The sequence below is a fragment of the Mesorhizobium sp. Cs1299R1N1 genome, assembly GCF_037179655.1.
In the GTDB taxonomy this organism is placed as follows: Bacteria; Pseudomonadota; Alphaproteobacteria; order Rhizobiales; family Rhizobiaceae; genus Mesorhizobium; species Mesorhizobium salmacidum.
The window spans coordinates 196,577-223,558 of sequence record NZ_JAPYKR010000003.1 but is presented as its reverse complement, the minus strand read 5'-3'; the positions used below and the strand labels follow the sequence as shown (position 1 = coordinate 223,558).

Annotated in this window: 27 protein-coding genes and 1 pseudogene; 13 read left to right on the top strand and 15 right to left on the bottom strand. The window is 63.2% G+C overall.

From position 1 onward, the window contains the following. Window positions 1-7 precede the first annotated feature (7 nt). Window positions 8-619: a TetR/AcrR family transcriptional regulator gene (locus O7A70_RS07925; protein ID WP_337139877.1), complete on the top strand. Its 612-nt coding sequence runs from the start codon at window positions 8-10 to the stop codon at window positions 617-619. Between the two features lie 241 nt (window positions 620-860). On the opposite strand, the gene O7A70_RS07920 is transcribed toward O7A70_RS07925, so the two are convergent. After that, the gene (locus O7A70_RS07920; protein ID WP_337139876.1) at window positions 861-1,823 is read right to left on the bottom strand and encodes a LysR family transcriptional regulator; all 963 of its coding nucleotides are present in this window, start codon (window positions 1,821-1,823) and stop codon (window positions 861-863) included. 106 nt (window positions 1,824-1,929) lie between these two features. On the opposite strand from O7A70_RS07920, the gene O7A70_RS07915 reads away from it, so the two are divergent. Next, window positions 1,930-2,565: an FMN-dependent NADH-azoreductase gene (locus O7A70_RS07915; RefSeq protein ID WP_337139875.1), complete on the top strand. Its 636-nt coding sequence runs from the start codon at window positions 1,930-1,932 to the stop codon at window positions 2,563-2,565. Between the two features lie 55 nt (window positions 2,566-2,620). Here O7A70_RS07915 and O7A70_RS07910 read toward each other — a convergent pair whose 3' ends face one another. Continuing rightward, a complete protein-coding gene (locus O7A70_RS07910) occupies window positions 2,621-2,920 on the bottom strand; it encodes an AzlD family protein (RefSeq protein ID WP_337139874.1) in 300 nt (99 codons plus the stop codon). Beyond that, complete coding sequence (locus O7A70_RS07905) at window positions 2,917-3,651, bottom strand: AzlC family ABC transporter permease (protein ID WP_337139873.1); 735 nt, start codon at window positions 3,649-3,651, stop codon at window positions 2,917-2,919. Before O7A70_RS07905 ends, O7A70_RS07910 begins: the two co-directional genes overlap by 4 nt. 171 nt (window positions 3,652-3,822) lie before the next feature. Here O7A70_RS07905 and O7A70_RS07900 point away from each other — a divergent pair, with 171 nt between their 5' ends. After that, a complete protein-coding gene (locus tag O7A70_RS07900) occupies window positions 3,823-4,281 on the top strand; it encodes an Lrp/AsnC family transcriptional regulator (RefSeq protein ID WP_140505199.1) in 459 nt (152 codons plus the stop codon). 171 nt (window positions 4,282-4,452) lie between these two features. Further along, complete coding sequence (locus O7A70_RS07895; RefSeq protein ID WP_337139872.1) at window positions 4,453-5,655, top strand: MFS transporter; 1,203 nt, start codon at window positions 4,453-4,455, stop codon at window positions 5,653-5,655. A gap of 139 nt (window positions 5,656-5,794) precedes the next feature. On the opposite strand, the gene O7A70_RS07890 is transcribed toward O7A70_RS07895, so the two are convergent. After that, the gene (locus O7A70_RS07890; protein WP_337139871.1) at window positions 5,795-7,888 is read right to left on the bottom strand and encodes a putative bifunctional diguanylate cyclase/phosphodiesterase; all 2,094 of its coding nucleotides are present in this window, start codon (window positions 7,886-7,888) and stop codon (window positions 5,795-5,797) included. A 199-nt stretch (window positions 7,889-8,087) separates the two neighbouring features. Here O7A70_RS07890 and O7A70_RS07885 point away from each other — a divergent pair, with 199 nt between their 5' ends. Then, window positions 8,088-9,122, top strand: coding sequence for a class I SAM-dependent methyltransferase (locus tag O7A70_RS07885; RefSeq protein WP_337139870.1), 1,035 nt, complete (start codon window positions 8,088-8,090; stop codon window positions 9,120-9,122). A 108-nt stretch (window positions 9,123-9,230) separates the two neighbouring features. Here the strand turns inward: O7A70_RS07885 and O7A70_RS07880 are convergent, their stop codons facing one another. Both O7A70_RS07880 and O7A70_RS07875 read right to left on the bottom strand, forming a co-directional pair. Continuing rightward, entirely contained in the window at window positions 9,231-9,524 is a 294-nt protein-coding gene (locus O7A70_RS07880) for an HlyU family transcriptional regulator (protein WP_027145774.1), read from the bottom strand. Between the two features lie 44 nt (window positions 9,525-9,568). After that, window positions 9,569-10,210, bottom strand: a complete 642-nt coding sequence (locus tag O7A70_RS07875; protein WP_337139869.1) for a TetR/AcrR family transcriptional regulator — start codon at window positions 10,208-10,210, stop codon at window positions 9,569-9,571. A 178-nt stretch (window positions 10,211-10,388) separates the two neighbouring features. Here O7A70_RS07875 and O7A70_RS07870 point away from each other — a divergent pair, with 178 nt between their 5' ends. Further along, window positions 10,389-11,066: a PspA/IM30 family protein gene (locus O7A70_RS07870; protein ID WP_337139868.1), complete on the top strand. Its 678-nt coding sequence runs from the start codon at window positions 10,389-10,391 to the stop codon at window positions 11,064-11,066. Window positions 11,067-11,129: 63 nt separating this feature from the next. Continuing rightward, window positions 11,130-11,390 (top strand): YiaA/YiaB family inner membrane protein, encoded by a 261-nt coding sequence (locus tag O7A70_RS07865; protein ID WP_337139867.1) that lies wholly within the window; start codon window positions 11,130-11,132, stop codon window positions 11,388-11,390. 93 nt (window positions 11,391-11,483) lie between these two features. Here the strand turns inward: O7A70_RS07865 and O7A70_RS07860 are convergent, their stop codons facing one another. The 7 genes and pseudogenes from O7A70_RS07860 to O7A70_RS07830 all read right to left on the bottom strand — a co-directional run bounded on the left by O7A70_RS07860 (window position 11,484) and on the right by O7A70_RS07830 (window position 18,545). Continuing rightward, window positions 11,484-12,176: a PadR family transcriptional regulator gene (locus O7A70_RS07860; protein WP_337139866.1), complete on the bottom strand. Its 693-nt coding sequence runs from the start codon at window positions 12,174-12,176 to the stop codon at window positions 11,484-11,486. Between the two features lie 155 nt (window positions 12,177-12,331). After that, a pseudogene (locus tag O7A70_RS07855) lies at window positions 12,332-12,699 on the bottom strand (thiol-disulfide oxidoreductase DCC family protein). 20 nt (window positions 12,700-12,719) lie between these two features. Beyond that, window positions 12,720-12,992: a putative hemolysin gene (locus tag O7A70_RS07850; protein ID WP_337139865.1), complete on the bottom strand. Its 273-nt coding sequence runs from the start codon at window positions 12,990-12,992 to the stop codon at window positions 12,720-12,722. Between the two features lie 123 nt (window positions 12,993-13,115). Further along, window positions 13,116-13,409 carry a GYD domain-containing protein gene (locus O7A70_RS07845; RefSeq protein WP_140505142.1) on the bottom strand — a complete coding sequence of 98 codons (294 nt, stop codon included), beginning with the start codon at window positions 13,407-13,409 and terminating at the stop codon, window positions 13,116-13,118. A 210-nt stretch (window positions 13,410-13,619) separates the two neighbouring features. Then, window positions 13,620-15,644 carry an RNA polymerase sigma factor RpoD gene (gene rpoD, locus O7A70_RS07840; RefSeq protein ID WP_337139864.1) on the bottom strand — a complete coding sequence of 675 codons (2,025 nt, stop codon included), beginning with the start codon at window positions 15,642-15,644 and terminating at the stop codon, window positions 13,620-13,622. A gap of 426 nt (window positions 15,645-16,070) precedes the next feature. Next, window positions 16,071-18,026 carry a DNA primase gene (gene dnaG / locus O7A70_RS07835; protein ID WP_337139863.1) on the bottom strand — a complete coding sequence of 652 codons (1,956 nt, stop codon included), beginning with the start codon at window positions 18,024-18,026 and terminating at the stop codon, window positions 16,071-16,073. Window positions 18,027-18,164: 138 nt separating this feature from the next. Next, a complete protein-coding gene (locus O7A70_RS07830) occupies window positions 18,165-18,545 on the bottom strand; it encodes an RcnB family protein (RefSeq protein ID WP_337139862.1) in 381 nt (126 codons plus the stop codon). Window positions 18,546-18,925: 380 nt separating this feature from the next. Between O7A70_RS07830 and O7A70_RS07825 the strand changes: the two genes are divergently transcribed. From O7A70_RS07825 to O7A70_RS07810, 4 genes are all read left to right on the top strand, one after another. After that, on the top strand, window positions 18,926-20,590 hold the full coding sequence (locus O7A70_RS07825) for a Na/Pi cotransporter family protein (RefSeq protein WP_337139861.1): 1,665 nt from the start codon (window positions 18,926-18,928) through the stop codon (window positions 20,588-20,590). A gap of 133 nt (window positions 20,591-20,723) precedes the next feature. Beyond that, window positions 20,724-20,933 carry a DUF2061 domain-containing protein gene (locus tag O7A70_RS07820; RefSeq protein WP_337139860.1) on the top strand — a complete coding sequence of 70 codons (210 nt, stop codon included), beginning with the start codon at window positions 20,724-20,726 and terminating at the stop codon, window positions 20,931-20,933. 94 nt (window positions 20,934-21,027) lie between these two features. After that, a complete protein-coding gene (locus tag O7A70_RS07815; RefSeq protein ID WP_337139859.1) occupies window positions 21,028-22,212 on the top strand; it encodes an MFS transporter in 1,185 nt (394 codons plus the stop codon). Window position 22,213: 1 nt separating this feature from the next. Then, window positions 22,214-23,251 (top strand): DmpA family aminopeptidase, encoded by a 1,038-nt coding sequence (locus O7A70_RS07810; protein ID WP_337139858.1) that lies wholly within the window; start codon window positions 22,214-22,216, stop codon window positions 23,249-23,251. 57 nt (window positions 23,252-23,308) lie between these two features. On the opposite strand, the gene O7A70_RS07805 is transcribed toward O7A70_RS07810, so the two are convergent. Further along, window positions 23,309-23,866 carry a GNAT family N-acetyltransferase gene (locus tag O7A70_RS07805; protein ID WP_337139857.1) on the bottom strand — a complete coding sequence of 186 codons (558 nt, stop codon included), beginning with the start codon at window positions 23,864-23,866 and terminating at the stop codon, window positions 23,309-23,311. 285 nt (window positions 23,867-24,151) lie between these two features. Here O7A70_RS07805 and O7A70_RS07800 point away from each other — a divergent pair, with 285 nt between their 5' ends. After that, window positions 24,152-25,135: a hypothetical protein gene (locus O7A70_RS07800; RefSeq protein ID WP_337140208.1), complete on the top strand. Its 984-nt coding sequence runs from the start codon at window positions 24,152-24,154 to the stop codon at window positions 25,133-25,135. Between the two features lie 27 nt (window positions 25,136-25,162). Here O7A70_RS07800 and O7A70_RS07795 read toward each other — a convergent pair whose 3' ends face one another. Next, window positions 25,163-25,954, bottom strand: coding sequence for an alpha/beta fold hydrolase (locus tag O7A70_RS07795; protein ID WP_337139856.1), 792 nt, complete (start codon window positions 25,952-25,954; stop codon window positions 25,163-25,165). A gap of 99 nt (window positions 25,955-26,053) precedes the next feature. On the opposite strand from O7A70_RS07795, the gene O7A70_RS07790 reads away from it, so the two are divergent. Then, window positions 26,054-26,980 (top strand): LysR family transcriptional regulator, encoded by a 927-nt coding sequence (locus tag O7A70_RS07790; protein ID WP_337139855.1) that lies wholly within the window; start codon window positions 26,054-26,056, stop codon window positions 26,978-26,980. Window positions 26,981-26,982 lie beyond the last annotated feature (2 nt).

The following is a 26,982-nucleotide window of genomic DNA, read 5'->3' as shown; positions in this document are numbered from 1 at the left end:
GACATGCATGAATCGTCCGGTTCGAACACCTGATCCCGACGAGATGCGCGCGCGCATCCTGGAGGTTGCTGAGGAGCACTTTCGCCGCATCGGCTGCCACAAGACGTCGATGGCCGACATCGCCTCCGGGCTTGGCATGAGCCCGGCGAACGTCTACCGCTTCTTCCCCTCCAGGGAGGCAATCAACGAATCCATCTGCAGAAGGGTTTTGAATGAGTTTGCTGACATTGCCGTTGCGATCGCACGCACGAACGTACCGGCCTCGGTGAAACTCGACCGGCTCTTGAACGCACTTCACCATCACAACAAGAAGAAGCTGATCAAGGAACGGTGCATGCACGACATGATTGTCGCCGCCATGCAGGGGAATTGGGCGGTCATCAAGTCGCATCTCGAGCGGATGGTGACGATCTTCAAAGCGATCATTCGCGAGGGCGTCGAGGCGGGCGAATTCAAGGTCGAGGACCCGGCGGAAGCGGCGCGTGCGGTCAAGGCCGCATTCATGCCGTTCTTCCACCCGATTCTAATCGAGCACTGCGTTCGAAACAGCGAAGACACCGAAACGAGCCTGCGCGAGCAGATTCGCTTTATCCTGAAAGCTCTGGGAAAGTCTGACTGAGGCCGCTGGCTGGTGATCGTGTCACAGTCCGCGGCACGGAATGGCAAGGCGACGCAACCGGAACTCTCCAATCTCGTTATGTCAGGGCTCACTCCTGCCTCAAGGCTCACATTCGGGACCGACACATGAAAAGGACTTATGAAAAACCGACGCTACGCAAGCACGGGAAATTGACCGCCCGCACCGCGCAGATCGTAGTTTCCGGGGTGACGATAATCCGGTGATTTCTCGGATGCCCGGGTCAGATGCCGGAGCCGGACACGCCATGGGTCTCCGGCTCCTCTTCGGGCACCTCGCCCGGCTCGAACTCGTTGAAGCAGCCGAGCCCGCGCTTGAACCGGTCGATCAACCAGGCGGCCGCCGGCTTCGGGCTGCGATCGTTGCGGTGCATGGCGAACAATGGCGAACTCACCTCCTTGTAGGGTTCGAGATCAAGCTCCACCAGGCGGCCGCTGGCCAGATCGTCGGCGATCAGCCAGCGCGGCAGCCCACCCCAACCCAGCCCCTCGCGCATCAGTATGTGCTTGGTGCGCACGTCGGTCAGGCGCCAGGTGCGGTAGGCGAAGACACCGTAATCACGTCCCTTGGTGCGCTCCGACTGGTCGGTGACGACAAGCTGCGTGTGCTCGCGCACATCCTCGAGCGCCACCGGCTTCGGCAACTGTGCCAGCGGATGGCTGGGTGCGGCCGCCGGCACCAGCGACATGAAGCCGATGCGCACGAGATGCACGTCGACATCGCCCAGCAAGCCGCCAATGCCCAGATCGGCCTGTCCATTGACGACGAGATCGGGAATGAGGCCGAGCGTGCCGATATGCAGGCGCAGCATCACGGTCGGAAACCGCGCCTCGAACGCCTTGAGCACTCGCACCAGCACCGGAGACGGCAACGTCGCATCGACCGACAGCGCTACCTCGGCCTCCAGCCCGTGATGGTGGCCGTCGGCGCGCGAGCGGATGCGCTGCAGCACGCCCACCATGCGCCGCGCATCCTCCAGCATTGCCCGGCCGATCTCGGTCAGTTGCGGCTCGCGCGTGCCCTCGCGTTCGAACAGCTTCAGCCCAAGCTGCGCCTCGAGATTGGCGATGCCGTAACTGATGACGGATTGCGCCCGGTTGAGCTTGCGGCCGGCGGCCGAGAAACTGCCGGTGTCGGCAACGGCGACAAGGATCTGGAGCTGGTCGAGGGTCGGGTTCGGCTGCATCGCTGTATCTACTTTATAGATGGATCGTATAGAAAATATGCCAGTTTATCGGATGGATCGATAGCCCATATATGTCGGGACAATTCATTCAACTGGAGAGACCCGCATGTCCATTCTTCTTGTTACCTCGAGCCCGCGCGGCGCTGCCTCGCACTCGACCCGCATCGCCACCGAGTTCGCTCAGAAGCTTCTCGCTGCCGACCCATCGAACACGCTGGTCGTGCGCGATCTCGTCGCCAGCCCGCTGCCGCATATCGATGCCGACTATGCGGCAGGCATCTTCACGCCGGTTGAAGCGCGCACCCCGCGCCAGGCCGAGGTGGTCGGCGTTTCCGATGACGTGCTCGACGAACTGTTCGCCGCCGACACCGTGATCCTGGCCACTGGTTTCATTAACTTCAGCATCTCTTCGACGCTGAAGTCCTGGGTCGACCACGTAACCCGTGCCGGCAAGAGCTTCGCCTACGGCGAGAACGGCCCCAAGGGCTTCGTCACCGGTAAGAAGGTCTATGTCGTGCTTGCTTCCGGCGGCATCTATTCGGAAGGCGCTGCCGTGCAGATGGACCACGCCATCCCTTACCTGCGCACTGCGCTCGGCTTCAACGGCATGACCGATGTCGAAGTCGTCCGCATCGAAGGTATCTCCAAGGGCCCTGACGCGGTGACAGCAGCGCTTGCCAAGGCGACCGCCAAGGTTGATGCGTTGGTTGCCGCCGGCCGTGATGTAGCGGCTGCCGCGTAAGCCGCTGATCCGTATGGCATATCCAAAGGCAGGCGTTCGCGCCTGCCTTTTCGCTTCAGCCGATCAGATGCCGCAAGAGGCCGGCCGAAGCGACCCCGATCAGCACGGTCGGCAGCATGGAAAGCCGCGTTGCCGCCGCCAGCGTGATGGCCAATGCCGCAAGATCAGCCGGATTCCGCGACACGAAGGCCGGGGCGATGACAGAGATCAGCACGCAGCCGGGCGCTGCCTCCATCACCGCCGTGGCGCGGGTGCTGAGCACGCGGTTGCGCAGCACGACATAGCCGCCGATCCGCGTCAGATAGGTGACGCCGGCCATCAGCACGATGGTGAGAAGGGTTGCCATGTCGATCATGCATCACCTGCCAGCAACCAGGCCGCGACCAGCCCCGACACAGCACCCGCCGCGACATACCAGGCGCCGGGAACGAAGAGATAGACAAGCGCGGCGACTGCCAGGCTGACGAGCCACGGTCGCGCGGCGGCAAAGCCTTTCCACATGCCGCGCATCAGCACCAGGAAGACGGCCGGAAACGCCATGTCGAAACCATAGGTCTCGACATCGCCCAGCATCGGGCCGAGCAAGGCGCCGAGCGTCGTGAAGGCTACCCAGGTGAGATACATCGCCAGCGCCGCGCCCATATAATAGCGCGGGCTGAAGGCCGGGCCGATGTCCGCGGCGGCACGCTGTTTGGCATCGGCCAGGCCCAGCGCCCAGCTCTCATCGCACATGAAGAACAGCGCCGGGAAAACCTTGCGCCGCGGTAGCTCGCGCAGGAACGGCGCGAGCGCCGCCCCCATCAGCAGATGACGGCTGTTGACCAGGAAGGTGATGGCGACAATGAGCAGGATGTGCGGCGGCGACGTCCACAACTGGATCGCCGCGAATTCCGAACCGCCGGCGAAGTTCAGGCCGGTCATCATGGACAACTCGACCGTGCTCAGCCCCTTCTGCGTGGCCTGGGCGCCAAGCACCAGCGCGTAGGGAATGGTGCCGAGCAGCACCGGCGCGCAGGACATCACACCACGGCGGAACTCGGATTCCGAACCATTGCCGGCTGCCTCGACTGCCTGTGAAATGCTCATGGTCTGCCATAGGCCGGCCTCGCAGCCGCCCTGCCCTGCGTTTGGAAATTTCGTGATGTCAGGGGCGAAACATACCTACACCTCCCCGCAATTTGGTTGCGAAGATTGTTGTCTTTCGCCAAATTTTGGCATTGAATGTCACATATCCGCAGGAAAATGGAATTCAACGCCATGAAGCTCGACGACATCGACAAGCGCATCCTGCGGGCACTGCAGCGCGACGGCCGCATGGCCAACAATGATCTGGCCAATGAGGTCGGCCTGTCGCCCTCGCCTTGCCTGCGGCGCGTCAAGCTCCTGGAGGAAGCCGGCGTCATCGACCGCTATGTCGCCGTGCTCAATCCGGCCAGCATCGACAAGGGCCTCACCTTCTTCACCCGGATCTGGCTGAAGACGCAGGACGAGGACACGATCGAGCACTTCGCCACCGAGGTGGCCAAGCTGCCGCAAGTGATGGAATGCTATCTCATGCTGGGCGACTGCGACGCCCTGGTGCGCGTGGTGGCGGCAGATATCAACGACTATCGCCGTTTCCAGTCGGAGCATCTGAGCCGCATCAAGGGCGTGCAGAACGTCAAGACCGACGTTCCCAGCTGGACGATCAAGTACACATCGGAACTGCCGATCTGAGCCTTTGAAATATCTCTCAGCGCATTTGACGAGGCGCAGGCCATCACCTGGCCCTATAAGAATTTCCATCTGGAATGTCGATCCGAGCACGCCTCGAACGTCCTTGGGACGCAACCGGAATTGCCGGGCGGCGTCGAAAGATCGATCCTATTCCCGGCTGGGAGAAGAAACATGAACCATTCCTACCGTTGGGTCATCGTCGCGGCTGGCGCGCTGATGTCCTGTGTCGCCATCGGCACGATGTTTTCGCTGGCGATTTTCCTCGAGCCAATGGCGATCGATACCAACTGGTCGCGCGCGGGCATTTCGAGCGCCATGACGCTCAACTTCCTGGTGATGGGTCTCGGCGGCTTCGCCTGGGGCGCCCTGTCCGACCGGTTCGGCGCCCGCATCGTCGTCACGATCGGCGCCGTGCTGCTCGGGCTGGCGCTGGTGCTGGCAAGCCGCGCCGGTTCGCTTCTCACCTTCCAGATCACCTATGGCGTGCTCGTCGGGCTCGCGGCCAGCGCCTTTTTCGCACCGATGATCGCGCTGACATCAGGCTGGTTCGACACCAATCGCGGGCTGGCGGTTTCGCTGGTCTCGGCCGGCATGGGCGTGGCGCCGATGACGATCTCGCCTTTCGCGCGCTGGCTGATCTCGGCCTATGAATGGCGCGCCGCCATGTTCGACATCGGCCTCCTGGCCTGGGTGCTCCTGCTGCCCGCCGTCCTTCTGGTGCGCCAGCCGCCGAAACCCGCCGCCTCCGGTGCGGCTGCGGCACCAGTAGCCGAAGGCGCCGGCCTGACGGTCGGGCAGGCGCTGCGCTCGCCGCAATTCATCGTGCTGGGGCTAACCTTCTTCGCCTGCTGCGCGGCCCATTCCGGCCCGATCTTCCACATGGTCAGCTACGCCATGCTGTGCGGCGTCGCCCCGATGGCCGCGGTCTCGATCTACAGTGTCGAGGGTCTGGCTGGCCTCGGCGGCCGGCTGCTCTACGGCGTGCTGGCCGACAGGCTGGGCGTCAAGCCGGTGCTGATCGCGGGGCTGGCGATCCAGTCGATCGTCATTGCCGCCTATCTCTCGATCAGCCAGCTCGACCAGTTCTATATGCTGGCCGTCATCTTCGGCGCCACCTATGGCGGCGTCATGCCGCTCTACGCCGTGCTGGCGCGCGAATATTTCGGCCAGCGCATTCTCGGCACCGTATTCGGCGCCGCCACCATGCTCTCCAGCCTCGGCATGGCGCTAGGGCCGCTTGCCGGCGGCATGATCTTCGACGCCTATGCCAGCTACCATTGGCTGTTCATCGGCTCGGCTCTCATCGGCCTGGGTGCCGCGGGCATAGCCATCGCCTTCCCGCCGCTGCCACGCACGGCGTTGCAGACGGCATAATGCATGTCGCCCGGAAGTGTCCTCGGTTCCGGGATAACGACACGCATAAAATCAGGAGACACGGCCGGACGGCAATCGTGGCCAGATGACAAACGGGCTTGACGGGCCATGGCCGGTCAAGCCACCGCCTGCTTCGGCGTCACGCCGACTTGAGAACCGTGAACGGCCGCTTCTGAATGGCCCGTTTGGTCTGGAAATTCGCGGCCGGAGCCGGGCGGCCGACATGAAAGCCCTGGACCTTGTCTATGCCAAACTGGCGCATGAGGAGCATCTGCTCTTCGGTCTCCACCCCTTCGACCAGGATTTTGTGGCCGCGATTTCTGACCAGTGCGATGATGTCCTGCAGCATCGCCATGCCCTTGGGGGTGCCGCAGTCGTGGAGAAACGAGCGGTCGATCTTGACCGTATCGAAATCGATGAGACGAAGCCACGAAAGGCCGGCGAAGCCCGTCCCGAAATCATCGAGCCATATCCTGATCCCGAGCAGCTTCAGATCGCTGATGCAGCGCAGGATGTCGGAGTGCATCTCCATCTCCAGCCCCTCGGTGATCTCGAAGGCCAGCCGGTTACCGGTCACGCCGGTCTCGCCCAGAATGGTCGCGACCGATGTCGCGAAGCCGGGCGTCTTGAGCTGGATCGGCGAGACGTTGACGCTGACGACGCGCACGTGATCCTGCGCCAGGAGTTCGGCGCACACGGTCCTTATTGCCCAACGCCCGAGCTCGAGGATGGCGCCGGTTCGCTCCGCGACGGGAATGAACAGGCTCGGCGGAACCAAGGTCCCGTCGAGCATCTTGAGACGCATCAGCGCCTCCACGGCCTCGACCCGGCCCGACGCGAGGTCCTGGATGGGCTGATAGACAAGCGAAACGAGATCCTGGCCGATCGCGATCTTCAGCAAAGCCGCGAGATTCTCGCTCTCGTCGCTGCTCTGGGGATCGGTCGGATCGAACAGCCGGACACAATTTCGGCCGCCGGCTTTTGCCAGATAGAGCGCCCGATCGGCCTCGTGGATGATCTTCTCCAGCTTGGCGGCGGTCTGCTTCCTGGTGAATGCCGCGCCCACGCTCGCCGTCACGATCGCGACGCCATCCCGCCGCAACTCGTGCGCGATCGCCAGGTTCTCGATCGTGCGGCAAATGGCTTCGGCGAGATCCGCGACCTGGTCTTTCCTGCCCATGCGAGCCAGGACGATGAATTCCTCCCCACCATAGCGGCCGATGGAGCCATCATATTGCTTGATCAGGTCGCTGAGCGCCTCGGCGACCTGGATCAGGCAACGGTCACCCTCCTGATGGCCATAGCAATCGTTGAACTTCTTGAAGAAGTCGACGTCGATGAGGATCGCCGCAAAACCATGGCCAAGCTTTTGCCAGTCATTCCAGTAGTCACGCAGTTTCTCGTCGATGGCGCGCCGGTTCTCCAGGCCTGTAAGCGGATCCGTCCGCGACAGTCTGAGCAGGGCCTTGCCGCGCTCGGTGGCCTCATGGTGCTGGATCTTGGCTTCCAGCGCGTTGAGGAAGACGTTGTAGCGCTCTTCGTTCAGCTTCCAGTTCACATAGGATGTGAACGTGAAGCACGAAACGTAGAAAGTGCCAAATACCATCTTGTATGCCAGCGACGCGGGTAGAAAGTAGTTCACCACATACAAGATGCACAAAATTATAGTCGACGTTATGATCGACACTTTGAACCGGAACGTGAAGAAGAGATTGGCACTCATCATGAAAATGGTGCCGAAGACCATATAGTAGGCGACGGTTTCCTTGTTCGCCCCCATGGAGGCGGGGTAAAGCCAGCCGATATAGCCGAAGATGATGGCCGCTGCGCAGGTTACGTCAAGCCAGTCCGTGGCGGCTCCCCGGCGAAGCTGTGCTTCCAGGACCAACAGTGCGGTCAGTCCGACAGCGAAGCGGGCCGTGATCGTAAGGGCGGCCACATCCGGTATCAGCAGCAGATCCGATACCGAAAACAAGACATAGATGACGACGGCGATCCAAAGGCCTGGCCTGGCTTCCTTCCTTCGTTTCGCCTGGGCTTCCGTGCGGTAAAGGATGCGAAGTTCAGCCGCCCCCAGCTCCTGGCGGGGATCGTGCGGTTCCGAATCGACCGCATCGGCCACTCTGGATGACGCGCGTTCGTTCACGACAAATCCCGGCTGAAGGGCATCTCGCGTTCCGAATTCTTTTGCAGCTTCTGCCCCCAACGCAGACCGACTCCTTGGGCGCGACATCTCTTGCCGCGCAATCAAATGCAATGACGCAGGACAAGTTTCCGTTAACTCGAACCCGGAATCCCCTCCTTAAAAACCCCAAAGAATTGACATGGTTAGCGGGAAATTAATCATACCGATAAAATGCCCGCGACCCGACATTGGCAATTCGAATATTCTAAGCAATAAGTTAACTGACTGTTAACTATGGAGTCTTGGTGTGCAAACTGTCTTTGATGGCCAGAGTCTGATTACTGCGGAGGCAATTGCCAGTGGTCTCCGTCGAGGAAAGCCCGAGCATCATGGCGAAGCGTTCGAAACCGCTCGCGCGGAGCTGGCGCTCATCCTCCACGCGACACAGCAACAGGTCGAGCAGCAAAAATTTCCCGCCGAGATCGTTCGCCGGCTGCTGTCGCTTCTCAACGCGTTGCGTGCCAAGGTTCATCCCGACGTGTGGCAAGCCTTGATACCGGTGGCGCAGAACCACCCGATCCAGAAGTACTTTCTCGAGGATCCGCTGACGCATTGGTCCTTCACCAAGCCCAGGGGTTATTCCGGCGACGCGCAGTTGCTCGACTACATCTATTGTGACCCGCACGTGGCCGAGAGCGTGGCGAACGCCTCGGAGATCGGCAAGGCGCTTTACAGCCATACCCAGAACGTCCCGTCATGCGTCGCGGCACGGGAGCGCCGCGATCTGCTGACCCGCTATGTCGATGAGACCGCGGCCAGGAATGGACCGGAAACCGAAGTCCTGGCTATCGCGGCCGGCCATCTGCGCGAAGCGAACCGTTCGGCCGCATTGGCCGAGGGCGGCCTCAAGCGCTGGGTCGCGCTCGATCAGGATCCCCAGAGCGTCGGACTGATCGCGCGCGATTTCCAAGGCACCGCGGTCGAGGCCATCGACGGCTCGGTACGGACCGTGCTCACCAGGGGCCACAAGCTTGGCAAGTTCGATCTCATCTATGCCTCCGGGCTTTACGACTACCTTCAGCACAACGTCGCCGTGAAACTCGCCAAGACCTGTCTGCAGATGCTGAAGCCGAACGGGACATTCCTGTTTGCGAACTACGCCGAGGGCACTCCTGACGCCGGCTACCGGGAAACGTTCATGGACTGGGTGCTGCTGCTGCGGTCGGAAGTCGACATGTGGAACATCATCAATGCCAGCGTCGACCGCAACACCGTCGAGGCACAAGTGTACTTCGGCGAGAATCGCAACGTGCTCTACGGCGTCATCCAAAAGCGCGGCTAATACCCACCTGGATGGCACGCCGGCCAAGGACCTCGAGCGCTTCACGGAGTGCTCGAGGGTGTAAGCCCCCTCACGCGCGATCCACGCTCTTTCGGAGACGGCTGGACCCTACCCGAAAATCCGATCGCCCTGCTCGTCGACGAGCTGGATGCCTTTCTTGATCGAGATGTCGACGGCGTCGTCCAGTCCGGCGAAACGGTCGGCACGGATGAATTTGTGCTCCTTCACCACGCCATCGACCTCCTTGGAGACGACGCCGCAGGTCTGGTACTGGCCTTCGGTCTTGTAGGGCGTGGCGCTGATCGTAAAACCCTTGTGCTCGACCTGCTTGGCGGGCGCGGCACTTGCGGGCTCGGCCGCTTCGCCGCCACCGCCGCCGAAAAGACGTTTCAGAAAAGACATCGCTCAAATCTCCTTGCCGCCTGCGATCGCCGTCGGTATGCGATTCACGACGCTGTCGGCTCAGCATGCGCGAATGTGCCGCCGCGTTCCAGCCCCCTGATGAAGACGGCGACCAGGAGCTCGATCTGCCGGTCGATCTCGTCGGCCTGCCGGCTGACGGACCTGCCCGCATACCCGCTGGTGACGATGCCATGCACGCTTGACCAGAGGGTTCGCGCGGCGATCCGGCGCGTGTCCTCGTCGAGATCGAAGCCGCCATCGGCAAGGACGCTGGCGATGATCTCGAACAACTGGTCGAGCCGTGCCTCGTAGACGTCGGGCTCGGTCAGCACCGGACGCCGCCTGTTGAAGGCCAGCAGCGCCGGCCAGCTGCCGGGATGCGCCTCGACGAAGCGAACATAGGCGCCGGCCAATGCCATCAGCCGTTGGCGCACGTCGGTGATGCCGCGCCTGCCAAGATCGGCCATCGCCGCAGCGCCCGCGACCCCCAGCCGGTCGAGCAGCCGCATGTTGACGGCGCGGTGCACACCGTCGAGATCGGAAAACAGATTATAGACCGAGCCGACCGAGATGCCCGCCTGTTCGGCGATGGTCCTGGCCTTCAGATTGTCCATGCCGCCTTCGTTGAGCAGCGTCTCGGCAATGGCCAGCACCCGCTCGCCGGTCTCTTCCTTGTCCAGCGCCATAGCAGTCCTTTTTGGATGCGCATGCCTTCGACGGCACGCTTTTTCGCCCCCTACTTCCCTTCGTTTACCATATGCCGGATATCGTGAACAGCGTTCAAAATCATCTTGAACAATGTTCATTTGCTGCTATGTTTAGTTTGTGAACATCGTTCACGGAAACTTCGAAGGGAGAAGAACCATGCTTAGCCTGATCAGAACACTGCTCGACGGCGCCAGCGCACGGGCCGAGGACGGCCTGAAGGATCGCTTCGCCATCGACCTTCTGGCGCAGCGCATCCGCGATGCCGAGGCGGGATTTGCCGCCGCCAAGCAGACGCTTGCCTCACTGATCGTGCGCCAGCGTGCCGAGCAAGCCGGCCTCGACCATCTCGACCGCCGCCACGCCGACCTGGAGACACGCACCATCAGCGCGCTGGCCGCCGGCAACAGCGGGCTGGCCGAAAGCGGTGCCGCGGCCATAGCCGAACTGGAGAATGAACGCGAGGTCCGCCGCGCCACGGTGCAAAGCCTTGGCGAAAAGACCTTGCGGATGCGCGTTTCGGTGGAGCGGGCGCACCGCCGCATCATCGATCTCAACCAGGGCATGATCTCGGCCCGGGCCATCGATGCCGAGCGCAAGGCGCAGTCACGCCTCGTCAGGTCGATCGGTCATTCGGCGAGCCTCAACGACGCCGAGGAGCTTTTGGCCCGCATCAAGGGAGCCAGCGATCCGTTCGAGGAAGCCGGCATTCTCGACGAAATCGACGGCGAGCTTCGTCATGACGCGATCCGCGACCGCCTTGCCGACGCCGGGCACGGCCCGGCGGTGAAGGTGCGCGCCAGGGACGTGCTCGAGCGCCTGAAGACCATCAACTGAAGATTTTTGGACCTGACGACGACCACATCAAACCCAACTTCGATCCAGTCAAGGAACACGACAATGAACAGCAATCAGACCTACATCATGTTCAACACCGTCTCGGTCGGCGCCGCCTACCTCATGCTTGGCCTGTCCCTGTGGCTGGCACCGGTCGACCTGTCGACCAAAGGCTATTGGGCCATGGGCATCCTGCTGCTCACCGGCAGCCTGGTGAACCTGGTCAAGTACCGCACCGACGAGCGCATCTCCGCCGAAACCACCGCCAAGATCGAGAAGGCGCGCAACGAAAAGTTGATCAGCGAATATGTCGGCAAGGAATGATGCCGGCACGGCCTGACGAGAAAGCCCGGGTCTCCCCGGGCTTTTCTGCGTCCTCGCCCTCGCAAAGCGGGGTGAGAGGAAAGCTTGCCCGCCTCAGCGGTGCGACAGCGCTTCCAGCGCTTCGGCGGCGGCTTCCAGAATGGCGATCGCCTCGGCCTGCTTTTCGGCTGGGGCATCGACGATGTCGCCGAGTGCCGCGCGGAGCCGGTGGCGGATGGCGCGGAATTCGTCGCGCGTTTCCGAGCGCTCGCCACGGCCGCCGCGGCCGCCGCGGCGGTCCTCGCCGTCATCGTTCCAGCCGAACCAGTCGCGCGCCTTGGCCATCTTGCGGCCGAAGCGCTCGAGATGATCGAGCACGCCGTCGATCATTTCGCGGTTGTCGGCCAAATGCGCCTGCCCGGCCTCGGTGATCGAGAACACCTTCTTGTTGCCTTCGCTCGTCGACACGGCGTAGCCGGCCTCTTCCAGGAAGGTCAGCGTCGGATAGACCACGCCCGGGCTCGGGCTGTAGATGCCGCTGGTGCGCTCTTCCAGCGCCTTGATGATGTCGTAGCCATGGCGTGGCGCCTCGGCCAACAGCGACAGCGTGATCAGCTTGAGGTCACCGTCGGCGAGCATCCGTCCGGCGCGGAACATGTCGCCCGGGCCGCGGCCACCGCCCCTGCCGCCGAACGGAGCGAAGCCGCCGCCCCCTCTGCCACCAAATTTGCCGCCGAACTTGCCGGCCATGTGCATGAACATGCGCTCGCCGAAATGATGATGATCGGAATGATTGTGTCCGTGCATTGATTGCTCCTTGAGTTCTATCTTACGATATATCTTAGTTAGGCGCGCAGTGCTGCCGAGTCAAGATATATCTTATGATGTATCTGATCGCGAGCCAAGCGACATCGCGGCATCGAAGCGTCAGGCTTGATGGGAATGGATGGAGTGCGAATGGACTACCAGCGGTCTTTGCGCCGGTTCCAGCCGTAGAGCAGGTCGGCGAAGCGATCATAGGCAAGGCCGGTCAGCGGCAGCATGAGCCGATTGCCGAACAGGCTCGCCAGCCAACCCTCGCCCGGCGTTAACAGCCAGACCGCGATCGCCAGTCGGCGCCGATCAGCAAATTGCCATCCGCATCGGTGGCATGCAGCCGGCGGCGGATGTCCTCCAGCGAGACGCCATGCGACGACAGCGCATCCGGCTCCAGGTTGATATCGCGAAATTCGACCCGACCGGCCTTGACCGCCTCGATCAGCCGCCGCTTCTGCCTACCGATGCCGGCATCGCAGACTGGACAGCGCGTGTTGTACCAGACGGTCAGCAAAGCCGTGGTTCCGCTACCAGTCACTTGCCGCGCATCGCCGCCTTCGGCCCGACGCATTTGTTGTCGCGAACGCGAAACAGCGCCCACTCCTCGCACAGGCGACCGTTGGGCAAGCGGCAAAACCCGTATTCGCTGCCGGCCTTGTCTTTCCTGACCACGAAGCGGCCGCCGATCGCACCGCAGTGAACCGATGCGGGATTGGCCATGCCGACCGGGTTTTGCGCGGCGCCGGCGTCGATGGGCATCGACGACATCAAGGCAAGACCGACGGCCAGTATCGAAAAATTGTTCATGCGATCTCTCCTTGGCCTCCACGGTGAGGCGTCCTGTCCCGAGGCAACTGCCAAATCTATCGGAACGCGCGCCGGATCAAGAGCCGTTGAGGCGGCACCTGATCCGGCTGTCCGCAAACCTCATCATCCAAGTGAGGTGATGATCTCGCGATAGGCGAATTCGGGGAAGGCCTTCATCGTCCGCGTCCTGATGTTGCCGGCCGCCGCCAGCATCAGCGAAAAACGCGCCAGGACCGCGTCGTCGGGCGCCTCGACCACCGCCACCATGTCGTACTCGCCCATGGTCAGGTAGAACGCCTTGAAAGATCCGCCCATTTCGCCCAGTTGCTTCCTGGCGGCGTCGAGCCGCTTCGGGGATTCGCGCACGTTCTTGGCGCCCTGCTCGGTCCAGTTCATCAGCACGATGTAGCTTGTCATGGCACACCTCCCTCCGGGGCCACGGAGCACGGCACTCAGGCCGTGGGTCTGTCGACACGGCCTCGACCGGGGCGGGCTTTCCGGGGTTGTCGCCCAGAAAATGCGTCCGAGGCGAAATTATCCTCCCTAAGGTCGCGGGTCGCAAGAGCGAACACGCCCATGAAAAAGGGCGCTCGTGGCGCCCTTTATCTCCAATGCGATTGGCAGGTCTCAGCTGTCCAGGAAGCTGCGCAGCTTGCGGCTCCGGCTCGGGTGCTTGAGCTTGCGCAGCGCCTTGGCTTCGATCTGGCGGATACGCTCGCGGGTGACCGAGAACTGCTGGCCGACTTCTTCCAGCGTGTGGTCGGTGTTCATGCCGATGCCGAACCGCATTCTGAGCACGCGCTCTTCACGCGGCGTCAGCGAGGCCAGAACGCGCGTGGTGGTCTCGCGCAGATTGGCCTGGATCGCCGCGTCGATCGGCAGGATCGCCATCTTGTCCTCGATGAAATCGCCCAGATGCGAATCCTCCTCGTCGCCGACAGGCGTTTCGAGCGAGATCGGCTCCTTGGCGATCTTCAGGACCTTGCGCACTTTTTCGAGCGGCATGGCGAGCTTTTCGGCCAGTTCCTCCGGCGTCGGCTCGCGGCCGATCTCGTGCAGCATCTGGCGCGAGGTGCGCACGATCTTGTTGATCGTCTCGATCATGTGCACCGGAATGCGGATGGTGCGGGCCTGGTCGGCGATCGAACGCGTGATCGCCTGCCGGATCCACCATGTCGCGTAGGTCGAGAACTTGTAGCCGCGGCGGTATTCGAATTTGTCGACCGCCTTCATCAGGCCGATATTGCCTTCCTGGATCAGGTCGAGGAACTGCAGGCCGCGATTGGTGTACTTCTTGGCGATCGAGATGACGAGGCGCAGATTGGCCTCGACCATTTCTTTCTTGGCGATCGCGGCTTCGCGCTCGCCCTTCTGCACCTGGTTGACGATTTTCCGGAATTCCAGGATCGAGATCGCCGTTTCGGTGGCCAGATGCTGGATCTCGGCGCGCAGCTCCTTGATCGCATCCTTCTCGTTCCTGGTGAATTCCTTCCAGCCGCGCGAGGTCAGGTTGGCGATCGAGCGCGTCCAGTTCGGATCGAGTTCGGAGCCCTGATATTCCTTCAGGAACTCCTCGCGGCGCACGCCATAGCTTTCGGCGAGGCGCAGAAGCTTGCCCTCGTTCTGCACCAGGCGCTTGTTGATGTCGTAGAGCTGCTCGACCAGCGCCTCGATGCGCGCCGTGTTGAGCGACAGCGACTTCACCGCCTTGATCAGCTGATCCTTCAGCTCCTTCAGCCGGCGGTCCTGGCTGGGCGACAGCGTGCCGGCGGCGGCCAGCCTGTTCTCGACCTGCTGGTCCTGCAGCTTCCTGAGCTTCTTGTAGGTGTCGGCGATGACGTCGAGCGTCTCCATCACCTGCGGGCGCAGTTCGGCTTCCATCGCCGCCAGCGACAGGCTCGCCTCGTCCTCGTCTTCCTCGTCGTCGTCGCCGATGCCGCGCGTATCGGCGCCGACATTGGTGATGTCGTCTTCATCGTCGCGTCCGCGGCGCGGCTTTTCCTCGGCCTTGGGCGCTTCCTCGACACGTTCGACCACCGGCGCCTGCTTGGCTTCGGGGCCGGCATAGGTGGCTTCGAGGTCGATGATCTCGCGCAGCAGGATCTTGGATTCGTTGAGCTCGTCGCGCCAGATGATGATCGCCTGGAAGGTCAGCGGGCTTTCGCACAGGCCCGCGATCATCGTCTCGCGGCCGGCCTCGATGCGCTTGGCGATGGCGATTTCGCCCTCGCGCGACAGCAGCTCGACCGAGCCCATTTCGCGCAGATACATGCGCACCGGATCGTCGGTGCGGTCGGTCGGCTCTTTCTTGGTGGTGGTGGCGGCGACCGCGGTGCCGGTCTGCTCGGCAAGCTCGTTGGCATCTTCCTCGGCATCGGCGGCTGTGTCGCCGGCCTCGGCCTCTTCGCCCTGCTCGTCATCCTCGACGACGTTGATGCCCATGTCGGACAGCATCGCCATCGTGTCCTCGATCTGCTCCGAGGTCACTTCCTCGGAAGGCAGCACCGAATTCAGCTCGTCCATGGTGACATAACCGCGCTTCTTGGCGGCCTTGATCATCTTCTTGACAGCATCATCGGAAAGGTCGAGCAAGGGCCCATCGGTGGCGCCTTCGCGTTCGGTCTCGACCTCTTCCTTTTCTTTTGTCGCCATAGTCTTTATCTTCTCCTAGCGGCCGGCCATGGGGGCCGCGTCAGCTGTCGGACCAGTCAAATCGGATACGCCCGTTTTTCTAAACGCGCTTCACCCGGCCCATGAGCTGCATCCACTCTTTTGTTTGGTGCATGCCGTTGCCCCAAAACCGGGTTCCACTCTTGGGCGGCATACATTAAGTCCAGATTAACCCTGATATCTGTGTCAGGCGGGCCGCCTGTCCAGTGACCAAGTACCTTGCATCGCTTGTTTCCCGTCGACGCGGGTGCGGGTTAACGTTTCGAATCGTCCTGATTCCGCCATTCTGTCCGAAGGTCAAGCGCCTCTGGCATGATTCGCATGAAAAAAGCGAATCAATTACCCGACTTAGCGCGCCTCGCCCCCAGGGGAAGCGTGGCCGCGCCTTCATTTCGCGCTCGCATGCACCTAGGCTCGCCCAGCCCTGCCCGACGAAACACCAAATCCTTCGATCAGCGCTTCCGTCGCTTGTACATCCTGAAATTGCGCCTGAATTTCGATCAGATGGCGGAAGTTTTCGTCCGAAGGATCCGCTTCGAGGGCCGCTTCCGCCTGTTTCAGCTCCTTATGTAAGGTGCGCGCGCTGCGCTGCAAGTGCAACGCCTGGTTCAGAGCGTCGCGGGCATCCTCGAGGGCCGCCGTCTCCAGCGCCGGCCATTGCCGCGCCCGCTTGATCAGGCCGACCGCGCGCTCCCAGATCTCGGCGCAGCCGGCGCGCTCTATCGTCGCCACCACGGCGTGGCGGTCATTGGCCATGTTATGCGCCATCGCGTCGAGGATGGCGGCGTGCAGCCGCGTCAGGTCGGAATTGGCGAGGTCGAGGAACTCGACATGGGCGAAATTCTCGTCGATCAGCGCCGGGTGGTTGACCAATGCCACGATGATCGTCGCCTCGCGCACAGACATCCCCTCGCCGCGCCTGACCAGCGCCGACTGGCCGAGGCTTTCGGTGATCGCCATGCGCCCGCCTCCTGCCTTGGCGAATTGCCCGCCGGGTGCGGGCTTGCCCTGGCCGCGCTGACCGGGCCGGCCGCCATCCTGACGGCCTTGCCGCGCATTGCGCTGCGAGCCGAAGAAGCTCAGCACCCGCTCGCGCATTTCCTGCTGGTAGTGGTAGCGCGTGCTTTCGTCGCGGATGCGGCTGCTGAGTTCCCGCAGTGTCTGTCCCAATTCCGCCCGCCGCTCGGGCGTGTCGAAGACGCCGCCCGCCGTCTCGCGCATCCACAACAGGTCGACCAGCGGCCGCGCATCGGCCAGCACGGCGCGGAAGGCCTCCGCCCCCTCGGCCTTGACCAGATCGTCGGGATCCTTGCCTTCCGGCAGCAGCGCGAAGCGCGCCGAGCGTCCGGCCTGCACCGATGGCAGCGCCAGATCGGCGGCCCGCCAGGCCGCCTTCAGCCCGGCCTTGTCGCCGTCGAAGCACAGCATCGGCTCCGGCGCCATGCGCCACAACAGTTCGAGCTGGTTTTCGGTGAGCGCGGTGCCGAGCGGCGCCACGACATTCTCGAAGCCCGCCTGCGCCAGCGCGATCACGTCCATGTAGCCTTCGACCGCGATAACGGTGCCGCCCTTGGCCAGAGCCCCCTTTGACAGCGCTTGCCGGGCGCGGGCGAAATTGTAGAGCACATTACCCTTGTGGAAGAGCTCGGTATCGGGCGAGTTCATGTATTTGGCGAGCGCGTCGGGCGCCAGCGCGCGGCCGCCGAAAGCGATGATCTTGCCGCGAGAATCCGGGATCGGGAACATGATGCGGTCGCGGAACCAGTCATAGGAGACCGGAATGTCGTCGCCATGGCGCACCAGCCCGCAGGCTTCGATATCGGCTTTCGGCACACCCTTGGCCGCCAGATGCTCCTTCAGCGCGTTGCGGCTGTCGGGCGCGAAGCCGAGCCGGAACGACTGCTGTGTCGCCGGCGTCAGCCCACGATCGCGCAGATAGGCGCGGGCCTTGGCGCCCTCGGGCCCTTGCAGGCGCTCCTGGAAAAAGGCGGTCGCCATCTCCATGACATCGGTCAGGCTGGCACGTTCCTGCTCGCGCCGCTCTTCCTGTGCGTCGCGAACCGGCATCGGCACGCCGGCCATGTCGGCGATCTTCTCGACCGCCTCGGGAAAACTCAGTCCTTCGAGCTCGGTCAGGAATTTGAAATGGTCGCCCGAGACCGAGCAGCCGAAACAGTGGTAACGGCCCTTCTTGTCCTCGCAGTGGAAGGAAGGGCTCTTCTCGCCATGGAACGGACAGCAGGCCCAATAGTCGCCGCGCGACGTATTGGTCTTCTTGCGATCCCACGCGACGCGCTGGCCGATGACCTGTGAAATCGGCACGCGGTCGCGTATCTCGTCGAGGAAGGCGGGCGGAAATCGCATCGGGGAACTCGTTTCGCCACCATATAATCATGCCCGCGATTTCAGACGACCCCTAATGCGGGCGATGCCCGGTTTCCACAGGCCAAAAAAGAAAGGCGGCCATTGCGGACCGCCTCCTTTTTGTCGAGTGTCAGATGATTACTGCGCGGCAAGCGTACCGAAGATGACGCCGGAGAGGATGCCGACGAGCACATAGTCATTGCCGACGCGGATCCATTCCTGGCCGCGGCCGGGACGATGCAGGCCATAGCGGCCATAGTCGCGGATCGGCTGGTGCTGCCTCCAGCCGGAATATTTCTGGCCGTTGCGCCAGTGGTTCCGCTTCACGATCACCTTCTTCTGGACGAACCGCTTCTGGATGACGCGCTTCTTGACATCCCGGTTGGCGGGCTTCTGCCAGTCGACCTTGGCGTAGTTCGACTGCGGCGCCACTGGCGCGTTCATCGGCGCTGCCTGGCCGGTGAGCGAGGTGGCGGCCAGCATCGAGAAGGCGAGAGCGGAAAGGACAATGCGTTTCATCAGAAGTCTCCTTGGTTGTCGATGCCAGGGGAATAGCGGCCAGGGGATGAACCGAAACTGAACGCCAGCATTACAATTGTGTAATGAATTCCGCCGGTTAATCCAAAGATTTGAACATCATCGCAAAGACGGGCGCCAAAAGCGGCGCGGATCCGGCCGAATCCACTGCTTAGGCCCATGCAACCATTTGCGGGCCCGTCCATTTTCCGACACCGGCTGTCGCCTCGCGGCGGCCCCTTGAAATCGACAAATTTTTATTATCCGGCTAAAATATTCCGGCTATATTCCAAGGCTGACATGACCATGATTCGTGCCCTCGTCCTCGCCCCCTGTCGCCATGCTGCCCGAAGCGCGCGCCATGCCCGCGCGCAGGCGCGGCGATGAGCGGCTCGGTCGTCCTTCTGCATCTGGCCGGCGCGGTCGCGCTGATGCTGTTTGCCACCCGCATGGTCAAGACCGGCGTCGAACGCGCCTATGGCGACGTGCTGCGTCATCGTCTGCGCGCCACCATGCGCAATCCGATCATGGCGGTGCTGGCCGGCACCGGGCTTGCGATCGCGCTGCAAAGCTCGACCGCCGTCACCTTGCTGGTCGGCTCCTTCGCCGGTTCCGGCATCGTCTCGGGCGCCGCCGGCCAGTTGGCCGTGCGTGGCGCCGAGATCGGTTCGGCTCTGGTGGTCAAGCTGCTGACCTTCGATCTCACGCTGCTGGTGCCGCTCTGCCTGACATCAGGCACGGTGATGTTCATGGCCACCGAGCGGCGCGACTGGCGCCAGATCGGCCGCATCCTGGTCGGCATCGGCCTCTTGATCCTGTCCCTCGAAATGATCGGCCAGGCGTCCGAGCCGCTGCGCAACAGCCAGCTGCTGCCGGTCATCCTCAATTACTTCTCCAGCGATTCCATCACCGCCTACCTGCTGGCGGCAATGATCACCTGGCTGTTCCAGTCGAGCATCGCGGCGGTGCTGTTGATGGCGACGCTGGCCGGCCGCGGTCTGATCAGCCCCGAACTCGGCCTCGTCCTCATCCTTGGGGTCAATCTCGGTTCATCGCTCATCGCGCCGATGCTGACACGCTCGGCCAGCCCCGAAGTCCGCGTCGTGCCGGTCGGCAACCTCCTGATGCGCGGGCTGGGCTCGCTGGTCATGCTGATCCTGTTCATGATCTTTCGGCCGCATGTCGCCTTCCTCGGTCCGACGGCGGCCGATCAGATCGTCAACGCCCATATCCTGTTCAACGTGATCATCCTGCTCGCCGGCCTGCCCCTGGCCGGTTTGGTCTACCGAGCCTCCGAAAGGATCGTGGCACTCGGCGCCAAGCCGGCGCCGGCCGCCACGCTCGACGTCGTCGAACTGTCGGCGCTCAACGAAAGCGCGCTCGATGTGCCGAGCCAGGCTCTGGCCAACGCCACACGCGAGGTGGTGCGGGTCTGCGAGACGGTCGAGATCATGCTCAAGCGTATCATCGAACTCTATGAGGACGCCGACTCGGACAAGATCAAGGCATTGGCCGCGCTCGACGACCGTGTCGACCGCAGGCACGCGGCCATAAAGCTCTACCTCGCCAAGGTCACGAGGAACCCGATGACCGAAGACGAGGCGCTGCGCTGCCAGGAGCTGATCGGCGCCTGCGTCAAGCTCGAGCAGGTCGGCGACATCGTCGTGCGCAACATGCTGGTCCATGTGAAGAAGAAATTCGAACGCGGGCTGGAATTCACCGACGAAGGCTGGAGCGAATTGTGCGCCTTCCACGCCTCGGTGCTGGCCAATGCCCGGCTTGCCTTCAACGTGCTGGTCTCGCGCGATGCCGAAACCGCGCGCCAGCTGGTGCTGGAGAAGGACCAGCTGCGCGACCGCGAAAAGGAAACCAGTGCCAGCCATTTCCTGCGGCTGCGCGAAGGCACCGCCAAAAGCGTCGAAACCAGTTCGATCCACCTCGATACCATCCGCGACCTGAAGCAGATCAACTCGCTGCTGGCCTCAATGGCCTATCCCGTGCTGGAAGAGCGCGGCCTGCTCACGGGGTCACGGCTGAAGGCCAGCTAGGCGACAACGATTCGCCGCGGCGGCATCCACCTTGGCAACAAGGGGTAGGCATTCCAGCCGTGGACGGCCAAATTAGTCTTTGCTTACTCACCCATCCGTCGGCTAAGAATCCGTTTCTACCGGGAGGAAATCGATGGAAACCCATTCGCGCAGTTTCGCCAAGGCGCTTTCCTGGCGCGTGACCGGCACCATCGATACGATGATCATCTCGCTGGTGGTGACCGGAAGCATCAAGATTGCGGCCGCCATCGGTGTAACGGAGGTCTTCACCAAGTCGCTGCTTTATTATTTTCACGAGCGGGCATGGCTGAAGGTTCCTTACGGACGTAAGTCCGTGACCTGACGGGTCAAGAAAAGCTAAAGCGACCGTGACAATTTCTGGATTGCCTGCCCGGGCTATCCATGGTTTGAGCCCTGTATTTCGGGGGTTTCTGCTCATGTCGCTGCCGCTCATCGCCCTGTTCATCGCCGCCTTCGCTTTCGGCACCACCGAATTCGTCATCGCCGGCGTGCTGCCGCAGGTGGCGCAAGGGCTTGGCGTTTCGGTTCCCTCCGCCGGCTATCTCGTCTCCGGCTATGCCTGCGGCATCGCCATCGGCGGCCCGCTGCTGGCGCTCGCCACCAAGTCCTTGCCGCGCAAGACCTTGCTGCTCGGCCTCGCCGTCGCCTTCACCCTCGGCCAGGCGGCCTGCGCGCTGGCGCCCGACTTCACCTCGATGCTGTTGCTGCGCATTGCCGTGGCGGTCGCGCATGGCGCCTATTTCGGCGTCGCCATGGTGGTTGCCGTCGGCCTGGTGCGCGAGGATCAGCGTGGCATGGCGGTCGCCGTCATCCTGTCGGGCCTCACCGTCTCCAACGTCATCGGCGTGCCGGCCGGCACCGCCATCGGCAACATCTGGGGCTGGCGCGCGACCTTCTGGGTGATGGGCGCACTGGGCGTGGCGGCAACTCTGGCCATGGCGGGCCTGTTGCCGCGCACGACCGGATATCAGGCCAAGGTGGCGAGCCTAGCCAGCGAGGTCCGCGTGCTGGCGCGCCAGCAGGTCTGGACCTCGCTGATCCTTATGCTGATGCTGATGCTCGGCCAGTTCTGCCTGTTCACCTACATCACCCCGACGCTGCTGGAGGTGACAGGGCTCGACGAAAACCTGGTGCCCTGGGTGCTGCTGCTCAACGGCGTCGGCGCCACGCTTGGCGTCTTCCTCGGCGGCAAACTGTCGGACTGGAAACTGATGCCGTCGCTGATCACCATGCTCGCCCTGCAGGCGGTGACGCTGGCCGTCATCTATGCCGTCAGCCCGTACCCCGTGCCGATGGTTGTCGCGATCATCGTCTGGGGCGGTCTCAACTTCGCCATCGGCACCCCGATCCAGACCCGCATCCTGTCCTGGACGGCCGACGCTTCCGGCCTCGCCGCCTCGCTCATCCCGTCTGGCTTCAATATCGGCATCGCGCTGGCCGCGTCGCTCGGCGCCGCCATGCTCAATGCCGGCTACGGCTATCGCAGCCTGCCGGTTGTTGGCGCGTTTGCCATGCTGGTCGCCGTCATTGTGGCTGTCCTCTCCCATCTTTGGGAACGGCGCAGCGACATCAGCCCGCCGGTACCGGCCGCCGCCGAATAACATGGCAAGGACTGTCGCCGATTTCGGCCTAACCTGCGGCACCTTGCCGGCCGGCACGCGCAACGCGATCACCGATGTGCCTGGCGTGCGCGTCGGTCACTGCACGCTGCGCGACGGCGACATCAACACCGGCGTGACCGCGATCCTGCCACATGGCGGAAACCTGTTCCGCAAGAAGGTCACGGCGGCAAGCCATGTCATCAACGGCTTCGGCAAGACCGTCGGGCTGATGCAGGTGCAGGAACTCGGCACCATCGAGACGCCCGTTCTCTTGACCAACACGCTCTCGGTCGGCACCTGCGCCACGGCGCTGATCCGTGACGCCATCCGCCAGAACCCCGATATCGGCCGCACCACCGGAACGGTCAATCCGGTGGTCGGTGAGTGCAATGACGGTCCGCTGAACGACATCCAGGCCCTGGCGATATCGCAGGAGCATGCCCTTGCCGCGTTGGCGGATGCCCGTGAGGGCGCGGTCGAGCAGGGCAATGTCGGCGCCGGAACGGGAATGAGCTGCTTCGGCTTCAAGGGTGGCATAGGCTCGGCCTCCAGGAAGATCGCGCTTGGCGACGAACATCATCTTGGCATTCTCGTCCTGTCGAATTTCGGCAGGCCGGGCGACCTCGTCCTGCCCGATGGAGGCCAGCCCGACCCCAGGCGGCACGCCGAGGCCGAACGCGGCTCGATCATGATCGTTCTGGCGACGGACGTGCCGCTCGAACACCGCCAGCTCGAGCGCGTGGCGCGCCGCACTGGGGCTGGCATCGCCAGGCTTGGCTCCTTCTGGGGCAATGGCAGCGGCGACATAGCCATTGCCTTCAGCACCGGCAACCCGGTCGACCACGATGAAACCCGCGATCTGGTGCCGCTGGTCGCGCTCAACGAAGCACGCATCGACATCCTCTTCCGGGCGGCGGCGGAAGCGACGCAGGAGGCCGTGCTGAACTCCATGCTGTCCGCCGAGGCGTTCACCGGCAGGGCCGGCGCGCACCGCGCATCGCTCGCCGACTGGCTGCGCGACCAGGCCGAAAGGCGATAGGTCTTAGAGACCGTTTCGAAATTCGCTCTGGCCATCAGAGATTTTCCAAACGGTCTCTTACAAATCGATCCGGAACCGAAGGCTCTCCACCCCGCCATAGGCGGCGTCCTCGAAGAAGCGCTCGACGAGTTTGCCGCCATTAGCCAGGATCACCTTGTGCGAGGCCGGATTGCCCGGCTTGGCGGTGATCTCGACATAGGGAAGATCGACGGCCCTCGCCTCGTCCAGCATCAGCCGCAACGCTTCGGTGGCGTAGCCGCGTCGCCGCTTCCACGGCACCACCGCGTAGCCGATATGGCCAAGCACATGCGGCGGCAGTTCCGCCGTGCCCTTCTGCCAGCGAAAGCCGATCGAGCCCGATGCCTCGCCGTCCCAGATCCAGCGGCGGAAGCCCGGCAGGCGTGGCACCTGCGTGCCGTCGGGCAAGGCGATGGGGGGCCCTTTGGCCTCGGGATCATCGAGGTCGGCGAGGAACGCCATGGGATTTTCTTCTATGGCCGCAAGCTGCTCGCGCGTCGCCTCCAGGAGCCGCACATTGTCCGGCGACCAGCCGCGCTCGAGCGCCGCCTTGTAGGACGGCAAATGCTCAAGCCCGGGTTTGACGATCTCGATCATGATCGATACCTCCTGACGAGGCAGGCATAGCCTTGGACAGCAGGGCGCTCAAGCCGGCTGGAAGAGCAATATGGGTGGATCGAAAATTGGGGACGTTTGCAGGCCTCCGCCCCAAGCCTTGGCCCAGCATGGCAGCTTATGGATGGTTGCGCGTCGGCCTGGTCTCTTCGCGCATACTTGCCGACGCGCTAAACAAGATGTGTTTCGCCTGATGACGCGCCGCGCCTTATGATCGTCCTCTGGTGATTCTGCGGGGAATCACAAAGGGACAGGAGAATGGGTACGGTGCGGTTGAGATCTGTCCCGCTGGGTGTCGTCGTCACCCTCAGCCTTCTTGTCGCCATCATTGCCTTGATGGCATCGGCCCGGTCCTTTGCCGCGCCATCGGCCGTTCCGGCCTGGCTGGAGGCCCATGTCGGCAACGGCGATGGCCAGATCTCACAAGTGGTGCTGGAGCGGGCGCGCGCGCTTTACCTGAAGAAGGTGGCGCAGGGCGCCGTCAGCAACCCCTGCTACTTCGCCATGGATGCCACCCGCCCCGGCGACCTGGGCAATGGCGTGCTCGGCCGCCGCTACTATGTCGTATGCGAAGCCAGCCAGTCGTTTCGGGCAATTTCGTCGGGTCACGGCGGCGGCCGGAACCTGAAAGGCACCGTCGATTTTTCGAACGGCAGGCGCTGCGCGAAGAACTTCGGCAATGCCATGGATTCGGAACTGACCGCCGGCGGTGCCTACATGACCCGCGAAGCAAAGACCTCGTTCAAGGGCTTTTATCGCACTGGTGCGAAACAGGACGTGGCTTTCCAGCGCACCTTCATCCAGTTCGACGGTGAAGGCGAAGCCGCCAACGCAAGGCAGCGCGTGATCGGCGGCCACGCGGCACAGGTGCTGCGCGGCATGTGCATGCGCAAGACCCCGAACAGTTCCTATGCCGACCATGACGGCTTCGTGCCGTTCGGCAAACTGGTGGACTATGCCGGCGGACGCAGCAACGGCTGCACCAGCTGGTCGCCGGCCGATGCCGCGCAACTCATCTCGATGGTGAAGGACAATCCGACGACGCTCTACATCTATCCGGAATCGCGCGATATCGCCGCCGTTGCCAGCGGCCATTCCGCTTCAGGCACCTACTGGAACGCATCGTGCCTGAAGGAAATCGGCAAGCCGAAATTCTGGCCGCGAAAAATGCTCGAGCCTGTCATCGCCCAGTACAGGAAGGATCATCCCGCACCACCTGCGCAGCCGCTGCCGATCTGCAAGGAGCCGTGAGACGTACCCACGGCGCCCTGCTTCGGCTCAGCGCAGGAAATCGAGCACGGCCTGCACGAACTCGGTGGGGTATTCCACGTTCGACAGGTGGACCGCAGGCAGCACGACAAGCTTCGCGCCGGGCACCGCGGCCGCGATCAGCTCGCTATGGCTCGCCGCCGTCACCGTGTCGTGCTCGCCGGCGATCACCAGTGTCGGCCGGGAGATCAGCACCACCGTGCGGCGAAGGTCGGCATCGCGAACCGCCGCGAACAGACCGGCCAGGCCCTGCCGGTCGATCGCAAGCAGCATAGCGCGGAATTCCTCGATGACGGGTTCGTTGGCCGCCACCATGTCGGCGGGGAACCAGTTGTTGAGGAACACGTCGGCGGTTTCCGACATGTCCGGCGCCTGTCGCACGACGGCAATCCGCTCGTCGAAATAACTTGCCGGCCCGAGATGGGACGAGGTGTTGCTCAGGATCAGCCGGTCGATCCGCTCGGGCGCGTTGATGCCGAGCCACTGCCCGACGAAACCGCCCAGAGACAGGCCGAGGAAATGCACGCGCCCAAGGCCGAGCGCATCGATGAGTTCGATCACGTCGCGGCCAAGCCGGTCGAGTGAATAGGCGCCGACTGGCGTGCTCGACCCGCCATGGCCGCGAAAGTCATAGCGCAGAACGCGGAAATGCCTGGACATTTCGTCGATCTGCCCATCCCACATATGCAGCGTGGTTGCGATCGAGTTGGACAGCACCAGCACAGGCTTCCCGGCATCGCCGTCGAAGCGGTAGGCGATGCGCGTGCCGTCGCCGACAGTCACGAAATTCAGCTCACTCATGATGAAATCCTCTTGGAACGTTGAATGAGGCAAAGCGTAGCTGTGGCCGTGTTTTGGTGATATTACAAAGATAGGACAATCTCTGTAATCAAAGCTGACATGGCCGAATTCACCTTGCACGACCTCCAGTGCTTCGACGCCGTGATCCGCACCGGCGGCTTTCAGCCGGCCGCGGCCATGCTCCACCGCTCGCATCCGGCGGTGTTCGCCGCCGTCGCCAGGCTCGAACGCCAGCTCGACCTCGTCCTGCTGGATCGCAGCGGCTACCGTGTGCGTGCGACCGAAGCGGGGCTGTCGTTCCACCGTCGCGCGCAATCGATGCTGCGCGAACTGGAGGGCCTGCGCGTCCATGCCGCCCAGCTGTCGATGGGCGAGGAAAGCGAAATCCACGTCGTGATCGGCGACCTCTGCCCGCGCCCGGAGGTGCTGGGCATGCTCGGACGGTTCTTCGCCCGGTGTCCCGCCACCCGGCTGCATCTCCATTTCGAAGCCGTCGGTGGCCCGTGGGAGCGCCTTTTCGACGACAAGGCCGATCTCATCCTGCACTGGATCGACAAGGGTGATGCGCGGGTGGAATGGATCGACCTCAGCAAGGTGCCCTTCATTCCCGTGGTGGCGCCGGGCTTCCTGCCCGAGCGCATCGAACGACCGATCACACTGGAGAAGATGCAGGCGTTCACCCAATGCGTGATGCGCGACACCGCCCTGCATTCGCCACGACAGGACTATTTCGTGGTCGAGGGGGCGCCGCAATGCATGGTCCCCGATCAGGCCATGAAGAAGGAGATCATCCTGCAAGGGCTCGGCTGGGGCCACCTGCCCCACTTCCTGATCGCGGAAGAGCTGCGCGGCGGACAGCTACTGTCCATTGCCGGGAGTCATCTGCCGGGCCGCACCGACGAATTGGTGGTGGCGCGCCGCCGCGACCGGCCGCACGGGCCGATCGCCAACCGCCTGTGGGACCATATCCAGCAGGAAGCGCCGGCATTGCGCCACGCGTTGGAGCCTCGGAAATCGGCCCAATAGCC